Origin of the sequence: Kosakonia arachidis, assembly GCF_900116535.1 — a bacterium.
Taxonomy (GTDB): Bacteria; Pseudomonadota; Gammaproteobacteria; order Enterobacterales; family Enterobacteriaceae; genus Kosakonia; species Kosakonia arachidis.
Map to the genome: position 1 here is coordinate 63555 of NZ_FPAU01000011.1, position 18024 is coordinate 81578.

Here is an 18024-nt window from a genome sequence, read left to right on the forward strand (position 1 = left end):
AGGCGTGGTGGAGACTTCAATCATCGTCATGGCAGCGCTGGTAGTGGCTGGACTACTGGTCGGCTGGCTGGCTGCAAGCTGGCGTGGGGCGCAACAGCAGGCGGAATTGCTTGCCGAGCAGCGTGATGTGTTTAGTGAACTGAGCGCAGCCCGTCAACAGTTAGTTCAGAGCGAGCACTGGCGTGAAGAGTGCGAACTGCTCAATAACGAACTGCGCAGCCTGCAACATATCAACAGCTCGCTGGAAGCCGATCTTCGTGAAGTCACCACCCGACTGGAATCCACCCAGTTACATGCGGAAGAGAAGCTACGCCAGATGCACAGCAGCGAGCAGCGTCTCAGCGAGCAATTTGAAAACCTTGCGAACCGCATTTTTGAGCAGAGCAACCGACGGGTGGATGAACAGAACCGCCAGAGTCTGAACGGGCTGCTAACACCGCTGCGCGAGCAACTCGACGGTTTTCGCCGCCAGGTGCAGGATAGCTTTGGCCAGGAAGCGCGCGAACGCCATACGCTGGCGCATGAAATCCGCAATCTGCAACAGTTGAACGCCCAGATGGCGCAGGAAGCTATCAACCTGACGCGCGCGCTGAAAGGCGATAATAAGACGCAGGGCAACTGGGGCGAAGTAGTGTTGACTCGCGTGCTGGAAGCCTCTGGTCTGCGCGAAGGGTATGAGTATGAAACCCAGGTCAGCCTGGAAAACGACAGCCGCGCGCGTATGCAGCCGGATGTGATTGTGCGCTTGCCGCAGGGCAAGGATGTGGTGATTGACGCCAAAATGGCGCTGGTGGCCTACGAGCGCTACTTTAACGCCGAGGATGATTTTACCCGCGAAGCTGCGTTGCAGGAGCATATCGCCTCGGTACGTAATCATATTCGCCTGCTGGGGCGCAAAGATTATCAGCAGTTGCCTGGCCTGCGAAGCCTCGACTATGTCCTGATGTTTATTCCAGTGGAACCGGCCTTCCTGATCGCACTCGACAGGCAGCCCGAACTGATAACGGAAGCGCTGAAGAATAACATTATGCTGGTCAGCCCGACCACGCTGCTGGTGGCGTTGCGCACTATTGCCAACCTTTGGCGCTATGAGCATCAAAGCCGCAACGCCCAGCAGATTGCAGAAAGGGCAAGTCGGCTGTATGACAAAATGCGCCTGTTTGTTGATGACATGTCGTCCATCGGCCAGAGCCTGGATAAAGCGCAGGACAACTACCGCCAGGCGATGAAAAAACTCGCCGCCGGGCGCGGCAACGTGCTGGCGCAGGCGGAGGCATTTCGCGGCCTTGGCGTTGAGATCAAGCGTGAGATTAATCCAGAATTAACGGCTGAAGCGCAGGCGCAGGATGAAGAGTTTCGCCTGAGGGCAGGGCAGGAAACATTAAACGAATATAATGAAGACAATCAGTTAGACGATGCAACACAGCACGAGGAACCTGGCGCAAAGGCCTCATCGGGCGGTTGAATCATAGGGCAATTGCGTCCAATCTGATACACTTCACAAACAAATTCTTAAACAGCAGGCACTAAGATGGCGGAAGATTCAAAAGAGACAACACACTTTGGTTTTCAGACCGTCGCCAAAGAAAACAAAGCCGACATGGTGGCGCATGTTTTCCATTCGGTCGCGTCAAAATATGACGTTATGAACGATTTGATGTCGATGGGAATACACCGTTTATGGAAGCGTTTTACCATTGATTGCAGCGGTGTACGCCGTGGGCAGAAAGTCCTCGATCTGGCTGGCGGCACTGGCGACTTGACCGCAAAATTCTCGCGTTTGGTGGGTGAAACCGGGCAGGTTGTGCTGGCTGATATCAATGACTCAATGCTGAAAATGGGACGCGAGAAGCTGCGCAACATCGGCATTATCGGTAATGTTGAATATGTGCAGGCAAACGCAGAAGCGTTGCCGTTCCCGGATAATACCTTCGACTGCATTACTATCTCTTTCGGCTTGCGCAACGTAACGGAAAAAGAGCAAGCGCTGCGCTCCATGTTGCGTGTGTTGAAACCGGGCGGGCGCCTTCTGGTGTTGGAGTTTTCCAAACCGATTATTGAGCCTCTGAGCAAAGTGTATGACGCGTACTCTTTCCATGTTCTGCCGCGCATTGGCCAACTGGTAGCAAGCGATGCCGAAAGCTACCGCTATCTGGCAGAATCTATCCGTATGCATCCTGATCAGGAGACCCTGAAAGCGATGATGCAGGACGCGGGTTTTGAAAACGTTGACTACTACAATCTGACCGCCGGTATTGTTGCTTTGCACCGTGGCTACAAATTCTGACAGGAGTGCGTATGCCTTTTAAGCCGATGGTGGCCGCCGGAATCGAACGTGTGCTGAACACCTTTCTCTACCGAGAGAGCGCGCTGATTTCTGCGCGTCAGCGTCTGTACGGCAAAGTTTTACGCGTTGTTTTGCAGGAATTTTCCTCACCGTTTGTGTTGGTGTTCAGTGAGCAGCAGATTGACGTCCTGAGCGAATGGGAAGGCGAGGCTGATTGTTCGGTTATTACCCAACTGCGGGTGTTACCGAAACTGCGTGATCGTCAGCAAATGACTGCGCTTATCCGCAGCGGCGAGCTGGAAGTACAGGGGGATATACAGGTTGTGCAAAACCTGGTAGCGCTTGCCGATCTCGCTGAGTTCGATCCCGCTGAGGTGCTTGCTCCCTGGACGGGTGATATTGCCGCCGAGGGTATCAGTAAATTCCTGCGCGGTGGGGCTCGCATACTGCGCCATGGCGTTCAGCGTCAACAACGCTACGTCGCTGAAGCGTTAACCGAAGAGTGGCGTGTCGCGCCGGGCGCTCTTGAAGTGGCCTGGTTTGTAGAGGAGATGATGGCCGTGGAACGTGCAACGGAAGCATTAGCTCAACGGCTGGATAAACTGGAGGGCAAATGACGCCAGGTGAACTGCGGCGGCTCTATTTCATCATCCAGACTTTCTTGAGTTACGGGCTTGATGAGCTCATTCCCAGAATGCGTATCACCCTGCCACTGAGGATCTGGCGCAGGATGCTGTTCTGGATGCCGAACCGGCACAAAGATAAAGCGCTTGGTGAACGACTGCGTCTTGCATTGCAGGAACTTGGACCTGTGTGGATCAAATTCGGTCAAATGCTCTCTACCCGCCGCGATCTTTTCCCGCCGCTGATTGCTGATCAACTGGCGATGCTACAGGATCGTGTCGCGCCATTTGATGGGCACCTTGCCAAACAGCAAATCGAAAAAGCGATGGGCGATCTGCCTGTTGAAACTTGGTTTGATGACTTTGAGATTGTACCACTGGCGTCTGCATCGATTGCTCAGGTTCATACCGCACGGTTGAAAGAGAGCGGTAAAGAAGTGGTGATCAAGGTGATCCGCCCGGATATTCTGCCGGTGATCAAAGCCGATCTTAAGCTTATTTACCGCCTGGCGGCGTGGGTTCCGCGTCTGCTGCCGGATGGCCGTCGTTTGCGTCCGCGTGAAGTCGTACGGGAATATGAAAAAACGCTGATTGATGAACTGGATTTGTTGCGTGAAGCTGCCAATGCGATTCAATTACGGCGTAATTTCGAGAACAGCCCGATGCTGTACGTGCCGGAAATCTATTCCGACTACTGTAGCCAGAATATGCTGGTAATGGAGCGCATTTACGGTATTCCGGTCTCGGATGTTGTGGCGTTGGAAAAGAATGGCACCAACCTGAAATTGCTCGCTGAGCGCGGCGTGCAGGTCTTTTTCACCCAGGTTTTCCGCGACAGTTTTTTCCATGCCGATATGCATCCTGGCAATATTTTTGTCAGCTATGACCATCCGGAAGATCCCCAGTATATCGGGATTGATTGCGGCATCGTGGGTTCGCTCAACAAAGAGGATAAACGCTACCTGGCGGAGAATTTTATTGCCTTCTTCAACCGTGATTACCGCAAAGTGGCGGAACTTCATGTCGACTCCGGCTGGGTGCCATTGGACACCAATGTCGAAGAGTTTGAATTCGCCATTCGCACGGTGTGCGAGCCAATATTTGAGAAGCCCCTGGCGGAAATTTCCTTTGGCCACGTGTTGCTGAATCTCTTTAATACCGCCCGTCGCTTTAATATGGAAGTGCAGCCGCAACTGGTGCTGTTGCAAAAAACCTTGCTCTACATTGAAGGTGTCGGCCGTCAGCTCTATCCGCAGCTCGATTTATGGAAAACGGCGAAACCTTTTCTTGAAACGTGGATCAAAGATCAGGTGGGTATTCCTGCGCTGGTCCGGGCGTTAAAAGAGAAGGGACCGTTCTGGATAGAGAAAATGCCGGAGCTTCCTGAACTGATCTACAACGGTTTGCAGCAAGGTAAGTATTTGCAGTTGAGCGTTGATAAGATTGCCAGCGAACTACAGGCTAACCATGTACGTCAGGGGCAATCCCGTTATCTGTTTGGTATTGGCGCAACATTGTTGCTTAGCGGGACGCTACTGCTGATCAACCGGCCCGACTGGGGGCTTGCTCCCTTGTGGGGTATCGCCGGCGGTATTGCTGTCTGGCTGGTAGGTTGGTACAAGACACGCTAAGCATTAGCGCGCATCGGGGGCCTGAAGCACAGACGCTGCCAACAAAGAGGCAGCGTAATGGATAATGTGTATACTGGGGCCTGTTTTTAACATCATCTGTTACAGAGGACTATGTATGGGTGGTATCAGCATTTGGCAGTTGTTGATTATTGCAGTTATCGTCGTGCTGCTGTTCGGAACGAAAAAACTCGGTTCGATTGGCTCCGATATCGGTGCTTCCATCAAAGGCTTTAAGAAAGCTATCAGCGATGACGATAAAGAGGAAAAGCAGGATAAATTGGCACAAGATGCAGATTTCACAGCGAAATCCCTCTCTGATGATGCAAAATCCAACGACGCTAAAAAAGACGAAAAACGTCACGACAAAGAGCAGGTGTAATTCGTGTTCGATATAGGTTTTGGCGAACTGTTACTCGTTTTTATTATCGGCCTCGTTGTGCTGGGGCCTCAGCGTCTGCCTGTAGCAGTGCGTACTATTGCGGGCTGGGTCCGCGCATTACGCTCGCTGGCGACAACGGTGCAGAATGAATTAACGCAGGAACTGAAGCTTCAGGAGTTCCAGGACAGTCTGAAAAAGGTTGAGAAAGCGAGTCTGGAAAACCTGACGCCGGAATTAAAAGCGTCAATGGACGAACTGCGCCAGGCGGCGGAATCGATGAAGCGCTCATACAGCGTTCACGATACGGAAAAAGCGAGCGATGAAGCAAATACTATCCATAACCCGGTGGTGAAAGAGAGCGAAGCGCAGCGCGAAGGTGTTACGCCGTCTACCGCTGAGCATCAGGTCAGCGCGCCGCAACAAGCTCCCGGAGACGATGAAGAGAAAAAATCGCCGACGGTGAACCCGGTGGTAAAAGAGACGGCCCCGGTTTCTGACTCCTCACCTTCTTCAAGTGATAAATCCTGAATATGGCTGTAGATGATACCCAACCGCTTATTGCGCATCTTATAGAGCTGCGTAAGCGTCTGCTGAACTGCATTATCGCCGTCATGGTGATTTTTCTCGCGCTGGTTTACTTCTCGAATGATATTTATCAGCTCGTTTCCGCTCCGCTTATCAAACAGATGCCGGTCGGGGCGACAATGATCGCCACGGATGTTGCCTCACCGTTTTTCACCCCGATCAAGCTGACCTTTATGGTGTCGCTGATCCTCTCGGCACCGGTTGTTCTGTACCAAGTATGGGCGTTTGTTGCCCCGGCGTTGTATAAGCATGAGCGTCGCCTGGTCGTGCCGCTGCTGATCTCCAGCTCGTTGCTGTTCTATATCGGCATGGCATTCGCCTACTTTGTAGTGTTTCCACTGGCGTTTGGTTTCCTGACGCATACCGCGCCGGAAGGCGTGCAGGTTTCTACTGACATCGCCAGCTATCTCAGCTTCGTCATGGCGCTATTTATGGCTTTTGGCGTTTCGTTTGAAGTGCCGGTAGCCATTGTGCTGCTGTGCTGGATGGGCGTTACCACGCCTGCCGATCTGCGACAAAAGCGCCCTTATGTGCTGGTCGGTGCATTTGTAGTTGGCATGCTGCTGACCCCGCCGGATGTCTTCTCGCAAACGCTGCTGGCAATACCGATGTATTGCCTGTTTGAAATTGGTGTTTTCTGCGCCCGCTTTTACGTCGGCAAGCGACGTATGCGCGATGATGAGAACGACACAGAAACCAGTGAAGAGTAACAAACCGCCCGTCAGGGCGGTTTTCGTATGGGGAAGAGCATGTTTGATATTGGCGTCAATCTGACCAGTTCGCAGTTTTCCAGAGATCAGCATGAGGTGGTCCTCCGTGCGCAGGCGGCAGGCGTCTCGGGCATGTTGATAACTGGTACCAATCTTCATGAGAGTCGGCAGGCGCAACAGCAAGCACAGCGCTACCGTCACTGCTGGTCAACAGCGGGCGTGCATCCTCATGACAGCAGTTACTGGACGGCGGAAACCGCGCAGGCTATCCGTACACTGGCATCATTGCCGGAAGTGGTGGCAGTGGGGGAGTGCGGGCTGGATTTCAATCGCAATTTCTCCACGCCGCGTGAACAGGAATACGCCTTTAGCGCCCAGTTGGCGCTGGCGGCCGAACTGAACATGCCTGTTTTCCTGCATTGTCGCGATGCGCATGAACGCTTTCTCGCGTTGTTAGATCCGTGGCTGAATAAGCTACCAGGCGCCGTGTTGCACTGCTTTACCGGTTCGGCACAGGAGGCCAGAGATTGCCTCGATCGCGGTATGTACCTCGGAATTACCGGCTGGGTGTGTGATGAACGCCGTGGGCAGGAATTACGCGAAGTGGTGCCACTGATCCCAGCCGAGCGGCTGCTTATCGAAACGGATGCGCCTTACCTGTTGCCGCGCGATCTGGTGCCGAAGCCCGTATCGCGGCGTAATGAACCGGCGTTGCTGGGACATATTCTCGCCACGGTTGCATCGCTTCGTGGCGAAGAGGTTCAGTGGCTGGATTCGGTGACGGATAAAAACGTGCAGCGTCTGTTTGGCATCGCGTTTTAACGCCGCTTCATGCCTTACGGAAATCGGTATTTTTGACGCTTTGCAGCACCTGCTTATTCAGCATATGCAGCAGCAACATCGAGCGTGTTTCGCCGTCAGGCTCCTTAAAGATGGCCTGCAAACCTTCAAGTGCGCCTTCAGTAATCACGACATCATCGCCAGGAAAGGGCGTTTCGGGATCGGTCACGCCTTCCGGTTGATAGACCGAAAGCTGGTGGATAACCGAGGGGGGAACGCGGGCCGGGTGCATACCAAAACGCACGAAGTGGCTGACGCCGCGCGTGGCGTTAATGGTGGTGGTGTGAATCACCTCGGGATCAAACTCTACAAACAAATAGTTGGGAAAAAGCGGTTCATTCACGATTGTGCGTTTGCCACGTACGATTTTTTCCAGGGCGATCATCGGCGTCAGGCAACTGACCGCCTGGCGTTCGAGATGTTCCTGGGCGCGCTGGAGCTGGCCTCGTTTGCAGTAAAGTAGATACCAGGATTGCATAATGACTCTTTTCCGTAAGTTCGGGCGAAAGAATATCAAAACCGCAGCATGATGGCTAAATTGATTATAACGTCCGCGCCAGGAGCTGCTTAATTTCACGTCGATTTAACAAAAATACAGCAACCTCAGATTGAACACCGTATAATAAAGCGCTTATCTGGAGGCGATAATACACCGCATGAAATACAACGACCTACGCGACTTTTTGACATTGCTTGAGCAGCAAGGGGAACTGAAGCGCATCACGCTGCCGGTTGACCCTTATCTGGAAATGACCGAAATAGCCGATCGCACACTACGTGCTGGCGGCCCGGCGTTGCTGTTTGAGAATCCGAAAGGTTATGCAATGCCTGTGCTGTGTAATCTGTTCGGTACGCCGCGTCGCGTCGCATTAGGTATGGGGCGGGAGGATGTCAGCGCGCTACGTGAAGTGGGTAAGCTGCTGGCGTTCTTGAAAGAGCCTGAGCCGCCAAAAGGTTTCCGCGATCTCTTCGATAAGCTGCCGCAGTTTAAGCAAGTGCTGAATATGCCGACGAAACGACTGCGCGGCGCGCCCTGTCAGCAAAAAGTGTTGCAGGGCGACGAGGTCGATTTGACCACCATCCCGATCATGCAGTGTTGGCCGGACGATGCCGCACCGCTGATTACCTGGGGGCTGACGGTGACTCGTGGCCCGCACAAAGAGCGGCAGAACCTGGGGATCTATCGTCAGCAGCGGATAGGTAAAAATAAGCTGATTATGCGCTGGCTCTCCCACCGTGGTGGTGCGTTGGACTTCCAGGAGTGGCAGGCTGCGCACCCCGGCGAACGTTTCCCTGTGTCGGTTGCGCTGGGCGCCGATCCAGCAACTATTCTTGGCGCGGTAACGCCGGTGCCGGACACGCTCTCTGAATACGCTTTTGCCGGGCTACTGCGCGGTACAAAAACTGAAGTGGTGAAGTGCGTTTCCAGCGATCTTGAAGTGCCTGCCAGCGCTGAAATTGTACTGGAAGGCTACATTGAGCCGGGTGAAATGGCCCCTGAAGGGCCGTATGGCGACCATACAGGTTACTATAATGAAGTGGATAATTTCCCGGTCTTTACGGTAACGCACATTACCCGGCGTGAAGACGCGATTTATCACTCCACCTATACCGGTCGTCCGCCAGATGAGCCGGCGGTGCTGGGGGTGGCGTTAAATGAAGTGTTCGTGCCGATCCTGCAAAAGCAGTTTCCGGAAATTGTCGATTTCTATCTGCCGCCGGAAGGCTGCTCCTATCGTCTGGCCGTCGTGACAATGAAGAAACAGTACGCGGGCCATGCAAAACGCGTCATGATGGGCGTCTGGTCTTTCCTGCGCCAGTTTATGTACACCAAGTTTGTGATCGTGTGCGATGACGATGTGAACGCGCGCGACTGGAATGATGTGATTTGGGCGATCACCACCCGTATGGATCCCGCGCGGGATACGGTCCTGGTGGAAAACACGCCGATTGATTACCTGGATTTTGCCTCGCCGGTTTCCGGTCTTGGCTCAAAAATGGGGCTGGATGCCACCAATAAATGGCCAGGGGAAACCCAGCGTGAATGGGGACGCCCAATCAAAAAAGATCCTCAGGTGACGGCGAGAATTGACGCCATCTGGGATGAACTGGCCATATTGAATGACGAAAATAGACCCGACAGAGAGAGCGCATGACAACCTTAAGCTGTAAAGTGACCTCGGTAGATGCCATCACTGATACCGTATATCGTGTCCGTTTAGTGCCGGAGGCGGCTTTTTCGTTTCGCGCTGGTCAGTATCTGATGGTGGTAATGGATGAGCGGGATAAGCGTCCTTTCTCAATGGCATCTACGCCGGATCAGCATGATTATATTGAACTGCATATTGGTGCGTCAGAGCTGAATCTCTATGCCATGGCGGTGATGGATCGCATTCTGAAAGACCGCGAAATTGTTATCGATATTCCACATGGCGATGCCTGGCTACGCGATGACGGGCAGCGCCCGATGGTGCTGATCGCGGGCGGTACTGGCTTCTCTTATGCGCGCTCGATTCTGCTGACCACCCTCGCGCAAAACCCGAACCGTGAAGTAAGTATTTACTGGGGCGGGCGCGAGGAAAAGCATCTGTACGATTTGGCCGAGTTGGAAGCCCTGTCGGTTGATCACCCGAATCTGCGTGTGGTGCCGGTGGTTGAGCAGCCGGAAGAGGGCTGGCGTGGTCGCTCCGGCACGGTGCTGGCAGCGGTGATGCAGGATTTTGGTTCGCTCTCCGAACACGATATCTATATCGCAGGTCGTTTCGAGATGGCGAAGATTGCCCGTGACCTGTTCTGCAATGAGCGCGGCGCACGTGAAGATCGCCTGTTTGGCGATGCGTTTGCTTTCATTTGATCAAAAAACCCGCCCCTGACAGGCGGGAAAAACGGCAACGATATTCCCTCTTCGCCATACCTTCCGTCGCTGTGTTGGCTGCCTTCATTCACCCCGATCACATAGTATATCTATGTGACCGGGGGTTCATTTAGTTGCCGCCTTGCTCTGGAACACATAGCCCTGAGACAGATTCGTTTAAAGTGTTATACGCGTTCAAACACCGTAGCGATCCCCTGACCTAAACCAATACACATTGTCGCCAGACCAAGCTGAGCATCTTTGCGTTCCATCAGGTTCAGCAACGTGGTGCTAATGCGCGTACCTGAACACCCCAGCGGATGGCCGAGAGCGATTGCACCGCCGTTCAGGTTGATCTTCTCGTCGATCTGCTCCATCAGCCCAAGATCTTTTATGCACGGCAGGATCTGTGCGGCAAAGGCTTCATTCATCTCAAACAGATCGATATCGCTGGCGGTCAGTCCGGCCTTTTTCAGCGCCAGTTGCGAGGCCGGAACCGGGCCGTAACCCATAATTGACGGATCGCAACCAACCACCGCCATTGAACGGATGCGGGCACGTGGCGTCAGGCCCAATTCTCGGGCGCGGCTGGCGCTCATGACCAGCATCGCGGAGGCGCCATCTGACAGAGCGGATGATGTTCCGGCTGTCACCGTGCCACTAACCGGATCGAAAGCCGGTCGCAGCGTGGACAGTGCTTCAACGGTTGTTTCCGGACGGATCACTTCGTCATAGTTAAACTGCTTCAATACGCCATCGGCATCGTGGCCACCGGTGGGAATGATCTCGTTTTTGAACGCGCCGGATTGCGTGGCCTGCCAGGCGCGGGCGTGGGAACGTGCTCCGAACGCATCCTGCATTTGACGGCTAATACCGTGCATGCGCGACAGCATTTCGGCGGTCAACCCCATCATGCCCGCCGCTTTTGCGACATTGCGGCTCATGCCGGGATGGAAATCGACGCCGTGACTCATTGGCACATGGCCCATATGCTCAACGCCACCCACCAGACAGACGTGTGCATCGCCGGTCATAATCATCCGTGCTGCATCATGCAGTGCCTGCATTGATGAACCACACAGCCGGTTGACGGTGACGGCAGGAACGGAATGAGGAATTTCCGCCAGCAGCGCGGCGTTGCGGGCAATGTTGAAACCCTGCTCCAGCGTCTGCTGTACGCAGCCCCAGTAAATATCGTCAATAGCGCTCGCTTCCAGCGCCGGGTTACGTGCCAGCAGGCTACGCATAAGATGGGCGGAGAGGTCCTCCGCGCGCACGTTGCGGAAAGCGCCGCCTTTTGAACGGCCCATTGGTGTGCGAATTGCATCGACAATGACAACCTGTTCCATTGTGACTCCTTAAGCCGTTTTTAACTCGCCCACCGGGCGCGCAGGTTCTACTGCAGGGTAATAAGGCTCGTTGCGGCGCGCTTTTTCGCGCAACCCGGCCGGTACTTCATACAGCGGCCCGAGATGCTTATAGTGCTGTGCCATATCGAGATATTTTGCGCTGCCGATCGTATCCAGCCAGCGGAACGCACCGCCGTGGAACGGCGGGAAGCCAAGACCATACACCAGCGCCATATCTGCTTCGGCAGGGCTGGCGATAATGCCTTCTTCAAGACAACGCACCACTTCATTGATCATCGGGATCATCATGCGGGCGATAATCTCTTCATCGCTGAAATCCTGTTTGCCCTTACTGATTTCTGCCAGCATGCTGTCAACAGCGCTGTCTTCTTCTTTCTTCGGCTTGCCTTTGCTGTCTTCTTTATAGCGCCAGAAACCGAGACCGTTTTTCTGCCCAAAACGCTCTTTCTCAAACAGCGCATCGATGGCATCGCGATAATCTTTCTGCATGCGCTGCGGGAAACCAGTCGCCATCACCACCTGAGCGTGATGTGCGGTATCGATGCCTACAACGTCCAGCAGATACGCCGGGCCCATAGGCCAGCCGAACTGTTTCTCCATCACCTTGTCGACTTTGCGGAAATCTGCGCCGTCGCGCAGCAACTGGCTGAATCCTGCGAAGTAAGGGAACAGTACGCGGTTGACGAAGAATCCCGGGCAGTCATTAACCACGATCGGCGTTTTACCCATTTTGCTCGCCCAGGCTACCACTTTAGCGAGGGTTTCATTGGACGTTTTTTCACCACGAATCACTTCAACCAGCGGCATACGATGTACCGGGTTGAAAAAGTGCATACCACAGAAGTTTTCCGGACGTTTCAGCACACTGGCGAGTTCGCTGATGGGAATAGTGGAAGTGTTTGAGGCCAGTACGGTATCCGGACGGACTTTGTCCTCTGTTTCCGCCAACACCGCTTTTTTCACTTTCGGGTTTTCCACCACAGCTTCGACCACCACGTCGGCGCGTTCAAAACCGGCATATTCTAGTGTGGGATGAATGGTTGCAATCACGCTGGCCAGCTTCAGACCGTCGATTTTGCCGCGCTCGAGTTGTTTATTCAGCAGCTTACCTGCTTCATTAATGCCGAGTGCAAGGGATTTCTCGTTGATATCCTTCATTAATACCGGCACGCCTTTCCATGCTGACTGATAAGCAATGCCGCCGCCCATGATGCCTGCGCCAAGTACCGCAGCCTGTTTGGGCGTTTCGATATTTTGGGTCAGTTTCTTCGCCTGAGCTTTTACATATTGGTCGTTCAAAAAAATCCCAACTAGCGCACGGGCCTCGTTGGTGTGTGCGAGCGGAACGAAGCTCTGGTTTTCTAGCTTCAGCGCTTCGTCGCGGCCAAATCTTGCCGCAGCTTCAATGGTTTTGACCGCCGTGATCGGTGCTGGATAGTGTTTCCCGGCGGTTTGCATCACCATGCCTTTGGCAATGGTAAAACTCATAGCAGCTTCAATTTTGTTGAGCTTCAGTGGCTCCAGCTTCGGCTGGCGTTTTGCTTTCCAGTCCAGATCGCCATTAATTGCTTGTCGCAGAATGGCGATGGCCCCTTCCCGCAGTTTTTCCGGCTTCACAATGCCATCCACCAGACCGATTTTCAGCGCTTGTTCGGCATCCACATCTTTCCCGGCTGCGATGATCTCCAGCGCGCTGTCTGCCCCCAGCAGGCGTGGCATACGTACTGAGCCGCCAAAGCCAGGCATGATGCCAAGTTTGGTTTCCGGCAGGCCAATACGCAGGTCTGGCGTCGCCAGACGATAGTCTGTCGCCAGCACGCATTCACAGCCGCCGCCGAGCGCATAGCCATTCACCGCAGAGATCGTTGGGACGGGCAAATCTTCCAGGCGATTAAACACGCTGTTGGCAAAGTACAGCCACTGGCTCAACTGCTCTTCCGGCACGAGGAACAAGGAAAGGAATTCAGTGATATCGGCACCGACAATAAAGGCCGCTTTCTCTGAACGCAGCAGCAGCCCTTTTAAATCTGATTGTTTTTCCAGCATGGCCAGCGCTTCGCCAAGGCTGGCGACGGTAGCGGTATCAAGCTTGTTAACTGAGCCGGGCGCATCAAACACCAGTTCCGCGATGCCATCTTCCAGCCAGTTGAGGTACAGGTTATTGCCTTTGTAGAGCATGTCAGTCTCCTGAATCCAGCGATGATCTGGTCATACCAGATGAAGCGAAGTGTGGTTTTTATGTTAATAAATTGCAAATAAATGATTAAAAATTGCCGGACGGATCACGCTCGGTGGAAATCACCCAGTGACGGGCAGGTGTGCTAAGATGCGGAGACTTGAGGTCGCAATAAACAGAAGGAAAAACGATGGACTCACTGGCAGCGCTTTATAAAAATCATATTGTTACGTTACAGGAACGCACCCGTGATGTGCTGGCGCGCTTTAAGCTTGACGCGTTACTTATTCACTCTGGCGAGTTATTTAACGTCTTTCTTGATGACCATCCCTATCCGTTTAAAGTGAACCCACAGTTTAAAGCCTGGGTGCCGGTGACGCAGGTGCCGAACTGCTGGCTGCTGGTGGATGGCGTGAACAAGCCGAAGCTGTGGTTCTACTTGCCAGTGGATTACTGGCACAACGTTGAACCGCTGCCGACTTCATTCTGGACCGAAGAGGTTGAGGTGATTGCGCTGCCGAAAGCGGACGGCATTGGCAGCCAGTTGCCTGTGGCGCGTGGCAATATCGCCTACATTGGCCCGATTGCCGAACGCGCGTTGGGCCTCGACATCGCCGCCAACAACATCAACCCGAAAGGGGTGATTGATTACCTGCATTACTACCGAGCCTACAAAACCGATTATGAACTGGCCTGTATGCGTGAAGCGCAGAAAACGGCGGTAATGGGCCATCACGCGGCGCATGAAGCCTTCCAGTCCGGAATGAGCGAGTTCGACATCAATCTGGCTTATCTGACTGCGACTGGCCATCGTGATACCGATGTGCCTTACAGCAATATTGTGGCGCTAAACGAGCATGCGGCGGTGCTGCATTACACCAAACTTGATCACCGTGCGCCGGCGGAGATGCGTAGCTTTCTGCTGGATGCTGGCACGGAATACAATGGTTATGCTGCCGATCTGACGCGTACCTGGGCTGCGAACAGCGACACCGATTATGCGCAGTTGGTGAAAGACGTAAATGAAGAGCAATTGGCGCTGATCGCCACCATGAAAGCGGGCGTCAATTACGTTGAGTACCATATTCAGTTTCATCAGCGTATCGCGAAGCTGCTGCGTCGCCATCAAATCATCACCGATATCAGCGAAGAAGCGATGGTTGAGCAGGACATCACCGGGCCGTTTATGCCGCACGGTATTGGGCATCCGCTGGGGTTGCAGGTGCATGATGTCGCGGGCTTCATGCAGGATGACAGTGGTACGCATCTGGCTGCGCCGTCAAAATATCCCTACCTGCGCTGCACGCGTGTGATCGAACCGCGTATGGTGTTGACCATTGAGCCGGGTATCTACTTTATTGAATCACTGCTCTCATCGTGGCGCGAGGGGCCGCTTAGCAAACATTTCAACTGGCATAAAATTGACGCCTTAAAACCGTTTGGCGGTATCCGTATCGAAGATAACGTGGTTATCCATGAAAACAGTATTGAAAATATGACGCGGGATCAGAAGCTGGCGTAATGGAGAGCTGGCTGATACCGGCTGCGCCGGTCACCTTTAATGAGGAGATCAAAAAGAGCCGTTTTATCACGCTGTTGGCACATACCGACGGCGTTGAGGCGGCGAAGACGTTTGTCGAAACTGTTCGGGTGGAACACCCGGACGCCCGCCACCATTGTGTGGCGTGGGTTGCCGGGCCGCCGGATGATTCGCAGCAATTGGGCTTTTCTGACGATGGCGAACCGGCGGGTACCGCAGGGAAGCCGATGTTGGCTCAGTTGATGGGCTGTGGTGTCGGCGAAATTACGGCAGTGGTGGTGCGTTATTATGGCGGCATCTTATTGGGAACTGGCGGGCTGGTGAAAGCCTACGGCGGCGGTGTTCAGCAGGCACTTAATCAACTTGCGACAACCCGCAAAATGCCTTTAACCGAATATACTTTGCGGTGTGATTACGCACAATTGAGCGGAGTCGAAACGTTGCTTGAGCAATTTGAGGGGAAAATTGTTGCGAGCGAGTATCAGGCTACCGTGTATCTGCGGGTGGCGCTTCCTCACAGCAGGCTGGACGCATTTTCGACAAGGCTCGCTGATTTCAGCCGTGGCACATTGCAATTGTTAAAAACTGAAGAATAATCCCCATCTGATTTTCTGAACACCTAAGGAAGCGGCAGAGATGCATTTTCGCGCCATAACTCGAATCGTTGGACTGCTGGTCATCCTCTTTTCCGGAACGATGATCTTACCCGGACTGGTAGCCCTTATATACCGTGATGGCGCGGGCCGTGCATTCACGCAGACCTTCTTTGTCGCACTGGTGATTGGTTCCATTCTTTGGTGGCCGAATCGCCGCGAGAAAGGGGAGTTGAAGTCCCGCGAAGGGTTTTTGATCGTTGTGCTATTCTGGACGGTGTTGGGGAGTGTGGGTGCACTGCCTTTCGTCTTTGCCGAAAGCCCGAATCTGACGGTGACAGATGCTTTTTTTGAATCCTTTTCAGGCCTGACAACAACCGGGGCGACCACGCTGGTTGGGCTGGACTCATTGCCGCACGCGATTCTTTTCTATCGCCAGATGTTGCAATGGTTCGGCGGGATGGGAATCATCGTGCTGGCGGTGGCCATCCTGCCAATTCTGGGTGTGGGTGGGATGCAACTCTATCGCGCCGAAATGCCGGGGCCGCTGAAAGATAACAAAATGCGACCGCGTATTGCCGAGACGGCGAAAACCTTATGGCTTATTTATGTGTTGCTTACGGTAGCCTGCGCGCTGGCGCTATGGTTTGCTGGAATGCCCGCTTTTGACGCCATTGGGCATAGCTTTTCCACCATCGCGATTGGTGGTTTTTCCACGCATGATGCCAGCATTGGCTATTTCAACAGCCCCACTATCAACACCATCATTGCTATCTTCCTGCTGATTTCCGGGTGTAACTACGGTCTGCACTTCTCGTTGCTGAGCGGGCGTAGCCTGAAAGTTTACTGGCGCGATCCGGAATTCAGAATGTTTATTGGGGTACAACTGACGCTGGTGGTCATCTGCACCGTGGTGCTGTGGTTTCATAATATCTACAGCTCGGCGTTAACGACCATTAACCAGGCTTTTTTCCAGGTGGTCTCGATGGCGACCACGGCCGGATTTACGACCGACAGTATCTCCCGTTGGCCGCTTTTTTTGCCGGTATTGTTGCTCTGTTCCGCTTTTATTGGCGGTTGCGCCGGTTCAACGGGCGGCGGTCTGAAGGTGATCCGCATTCTGCTCCTGTTTAAGCAAGGCAACCGTGAACTGAAAAGACTGGTGCATCCGAATGCTGTATACAGCATTAAGTTGGGGAATCGTGCATTGCCGGAACGTATCCTTGAAGCAGTGTGGGGCTTCTTCTCCGCTTATGCGCTGGTATTTATCGTCAGTATGCTGGCAATCATCGCCACGGGGGTTGATGATTTTTCTGCATTTGCCTCTGTGGTTGCGACACTCAATAACCTTGGGCCTGGGCTGGGCGTGGTAGCGGATAATTTTGCCAGTATGAATCCGGTCGCCAAGTGGGTGCTCATCGCAAATATGCTGTTTGGTCGTCTGGAGGTCTTTACGCTGTTGGTACTGTTTACCCCGACCTTCTGGCGCGAATAATGGAGTGTGACGTGAAAACATTAATTCTTTTCTCGACCCGGGATGGGCAAACGCGGGAGATTGCGTCTTATCTGGCTTCAGAGCTTAACGATCTTGGCGTCTGTGCAGATGTGGTTAACCTGAATCGCACGCAAGAGATTGACTGGAGTAAATATGAGCGAGTGGTCATTGGTGCGTCCATCCGTTATGGGCACTTTCATCCGGCGTTGGCCAATTTTGTGAAAAAGCACCTCTCACAATTAAACAAGCTGCCGGGGGCCTTCTTCTCCGTCAACCTGGTCGCGCGCAAACCGGAGAAAAGCTCGCCACAAACGAACAGCTATACGCGCAAGTTTTTGCTGTCGTCGCCCTGGCAGCCGGATCACTGCGCCGTATTTGCTGGTGCGCTGCGTTACCCGCATTACCGATGGTACGACCGACTCATGATCCAACTGATTATGAAGATGACGGGAGGCGAAACGGATAGGCGTAAAGAAGTTGTCTATACCGACTGGCAGCAGGTGGCGAATTTTGCCCGTGAAATAGCGCAGTTAAACAGCAAATCGGGCGTTTAATGGGCGCTACGCCTGAAAAATGAGCGAACGATAACTTTTTTTAATTTTATGCTTGTCAGCCGGAATTAACTCCCTATAATGCGCCTCCACTGACACGGCACAACGGCAAACACACCGGCCTGTCAGGTGAAGAAATCTGAAAATAATCAGTTGACTTCACAGCGGGAAAGCGTAATATGCACACCCCGCGCCGCAGCGAAAATACAGCGGCACTGCTCTTTAACAATTTATCAGACAATCTGTGTGGGCACTCAGGTGACATGGATTCTTGATGTCTTCGGACAAAAAATGAATACCAAGTCTCACGGGTGAACACGTAATTCATTACGAAGTTTAATTCGATGAGCATCAAACTTTAAATTGAAGAGTTTGATCATGGCTCAGATT

General features: G+C 53.4%; 17 protein-coding genes. 14 read left to right on the forward strand and 3 right to left on the reverse strand.

What is annotated here, in order from left to right; genetic code table 11:
* Positions 1–28 precede the first annotated feature (28 nt).
* The 8 genes from rmuC to tatD all read left to right on the forward strand — a co-directional run bounded on the left by rmuC (position 29) and on the right by tatD (position 7037).
* The gene (gene rmuC / locus BM427_RS23525; RefSeq protein WP_425280071.1) at positions 29–1465 is read left to right on the forward strand and encodes a DNA recombination protein RmuC; all 1437 of its coding nucleotides are present in this window, start codon (positions 29–31) and stop codon (positions 1463–1465) included.
* Positions 1466–1531: 66 nt separating this feature from the next.
* The gene (ubiE, locus tag BM427_RS23530) at positions 1532–2287 is read left to right on the forward strand and encodes a bifunctional demethylmenaquinone methyltransferase/2-methoxy-6-polyprenyl-1,4-benzoquinol methylase UbiE (protein ID WP_090126697.1); all 756 of its coding nucleotides are present in this window, start codon (positions 1532–1534) and stop codon (positions 2285–2287) included.
* Positions 2288–2298: 11 nt separating this feature from the next.
* Entirely contained in the window at positions 2299–2904 is a 606-nt protein-coding gene (ubiJ, locus tag BM427_RS23535; RefSeq protein WP_090126701.1) for a ubiquinone biosynthesis protein UbiJ, read from the forward strand.
* Complete coding sequence (gene ubiB, locus BM427_RS23540) at positions 2901–4541, forward strand: ubiquinone biosynthesis regulatory protein kinase UbiB (protein WP_090126704.1); 1641 nt, start codon at positions 2901–2903, stop codon at positions 4539–4541. Before ubiJ ends, ubiB begins: the two co-directional genes overlap by 4 nt.
* Positions 4542–4656: 115 nt before the next feature.
* On the forward strand, positions 4657–4920 hold the full coding sequence (gene tatA, locus BM427_RS23545) for a Sec-independent protein translocase subunit TatA (protein WP_090126707.1): 264 nt from the start codon (positions 4657–4659) through the stop codon (positions 4918–4920).
* A 3-nt stretch (positions 4921–4923) separates the two neighbouring features.
* Positions 4924–5448, forward strand: a complete 525-nt coding sequence (gene tatB / locus BM427_RS23550) for a Sec-independent protein translocase protein TatB (protein ID WP_090126710.1) — start codon at positions 4924–4926, stop codon at positions 5446–5448.
* Between the two features lie 2 nt (positions 5449–5450).
* A complete protein-coding gene (gene tatC / locus BM427_RS23555) occupies positions 5451–6215 on the forward strand; it encodes a Sec-independent protein translocase subunit TatC (protein ID WP_090126713.1) in 765 nt (254 codons plus the stop codon).
* A gap of 39 nt (positions 6216–6254) precedes the next feature.
* Positions 6255–7037 (forward strand): 3'-5' ssDNA/RNA exonuclease TatD, encoded by a 783-nt coding sequence (tatD, locus tag BM427_RS23560; RefSeq protein ID WP_090126716.1) that lies wholly within the window; start codon positions 6255–6257, stop codon positions 7035–7037.
* 7 nt (positions 7038–7044) lie between these two features.
* Here tatD and rfaH read toward each other — a convergent pair whose 3' ends face one another.
* Positions 7045–7533, reverse strand: coding sequence for a transcription/translation regulatory transformer protein RfaH (gene rfaH / locus BM427_RS23565; protein WP_035889526.1), 489 nt, complete (start codon positions 7531–7533; stop codon positions 7045–7047).
* Between the two features lie 178 nt (positions 7534–7711).
* On the opposite strand from rfaH, the gene ubiD reads away from it, so the two are divergent.
* Positions 7712–9211: a 4-hydroxy-3-polyprenylbenzoate decarboxylase gene (gene ubiD, locus BM427_RS23570; protein WP_090126719.1), complete on the forward strand. Its 1500-nt coding sequence runs from the start codon at positions 7712–7714 to the stop codon at positions 9209–9211.
* Positions 9208–9909: an NAD(P)H-flavin reductase gene (gene fre, locus BM427_RS23575; protein WP_090126722.1), complete on the forward strand. Its 702-nt coding sequence runs from the start codon at positions 9208–9210 to the stop codon at positions 9907–9909. Before ubiD ends, fre begins: the two co-directional genes overlap by 4 nt.
* Positions 9910–10094: 185 nt before the next feature.
* On the opposite strand, the gene fadA is transcribed toward fre, so the two are convergent.
* Together fadA and fadB are read right to left on the reverse strand one after the other, a co-directional pair.
* Positions 10095–11258, reverse strand: a complete 1164-nt coding sequence (gene fadA, locus BM427_RS23580) for an acetyl-CoA C-acyltransferase FadA (protein ID WP_090126725.1) — start codon at positions 11256–11258, stop codon at positions 10095–10097.
* Positions 11259–11267: 9 nt separating this feature from the next.
* The gene (gene fadB / locus BM427_RS23585) at positions 11268–13457 is read right to left on the reverse strand and encodes a fatty acid oxidation complex subunit alpha FadB (RefSeq protein ID WP_090126728.1); all 2190 of its coding nucleotides are present in this window, start codon (positions 13455–13457) and stop codon (positions 11268–11270) included.
* 188 nt (positions 13458–13645) lie between these two features.
* Here fadB and pepQ point away from each other — a divergent pair, with 188 nt between their 5' ends.
* From pepQ to hemG, 4 genes are read left to right on the forward strand one after another with little or no spacing between them, the layout of a single operon-like run.
* Positions 13646–14977 (forward strand): Xaa-Pro dipeptidase, encoded by a 1332-nt coding sequence (gene pepQ / locus BM427_RS23590; protein ID WP_090126731.1) that lies wholly within the window; start codon positions 13646–13648, stop codon positions 14975–14977.
* A complete protein-coding gene (locus tag BM427_RS23595) occupies positions 14977–15591 on the forward strand; it encodes an IMPACT family protein (protein WP_090126734.1) in 615 nt (204 codons plus the stop codon). The genes pepQ and BM427_RS23595 overlap by 1 nt, the downstream gene beginning before the upstream one ends.
* 40 nt (positions 15592–15631) lie before the next feature.
* Positions 15632–17083: a Trk system potassium transporter TrkH gene (gene trkH / locus BM427_RS23600; protein WP_090126737.1), complete on the forward strand. Its 1452-nt coding sequence runs from the start codon at positions 15632–15634 to the stop codon at positions 17081–17083.
* A gap of 11 nt (positions 17084–17094) precedes the next feature.
* A complete protein-coding gene (hemG, locus tag BM427_RS23605; protein ID WP_090126743.1) occupies positions 17095–17637 on the forward strand; it encodes a menaquinone-dependent protoporphyrinogen IX dehydrogenase in 543 nt (180 codons plus the stop codon).
* The last annotated feature ends 387 nt before the right edge of the window (positions 17638–18024 follow it).

Coding starts and splice junctions, on each gene's coding strand:
- ubiE (WP_090126697.1), top strand. CDS start 1,532: ATGGCGGAAGATTCAAAAGAGACAACACACTTTGGTTTTCAGACCGTC.
- trkH (WP_090126737.1), top strand. CDS start 15,632: ATGCATTTTCGCGCCATAACTCGAATCGTTGGACTGCTGGTCATCCTC.
- fre (WP_090126722.1), top strand. CDS start 9,208: ATGACAACCTTAAGCTGTAAAGTGACCTCGGTAGATGCCATCACTGAT.
- rmuC (WP_425280071.1), top strand. CDS start 29: ATGGCAGCGCTGGTAGTGGCTGGACTACTGGTCGGCTGGCTGGCTGCA.
- tatC (WP_090126713.1), top strand. CDS start 5,451: ATGGCTGTAGATGATACCCAACCGCTTATTGCGCATCTTATAGAGCTG.
- pepQ (WP_090126731.1), top strand. CDS start 13,646: ATGGACTCACTGGCAGCGCTTTATAAAAATCATATTGTTACGTTACAG.
- rfaH (WP_035889526.1), bottom strand. CDS start 7,533: ATGCAATCCTGGTATCTACTTTACTGCAAACGAGGCCAGCTCCAGCGC.
- BM427_RS23595 (WP_090126734.1), top strand. CDS start 14,977: ATGGAGAGCTGGCTGATACCGGCTGCGCCGGTCACCTTTAATGAGGAG.
- ubiJ (WP_090126701.1), top strand. CDS start 2,299: ATGCCTTTTAAGCCGATGGTGGCCGCCGGAATCGAACGTGTGCTGAAC.
- fadB (WP_090126728.1), bottom strand. CDS start 13,457: ATGCTCTACAAAGGCAATAACCTGTACCTCAACTGGCTGGAAGATGGC.
- tatA (WP_090126707.1), top strand. CDS start 4,657: ATGGGTGGTATCAGCATTTGGCAGTTGTTGATTATTGCAGTTATCGTC.
- ubiD (WP_090126719.1), top strand. CDS start 7,712: ATGAAATACAACGACCTACGCGACTTTTTGACATTGCTTGAGCAGCAA.
- ubiB (WP_090126704.1), top strand. CDS start 2,901: ATGACGCCAGGTGAACTGCGGCGGCTCTATTTCATCATCCAGACTTTC.
- fadA (WP_090126725.1), bottom strand. CDS start 11,258: ATGGAACAGGTTGTCATTGTCGATGCAATTCGCACACCAATGGGCCGT.
- tatD (WP_090126716.1), top strand. CDS start 6,255: ATGTTTGATATTGGCGTCAATCTGACCAGTTCGCAGTTTTCCAGAGAT.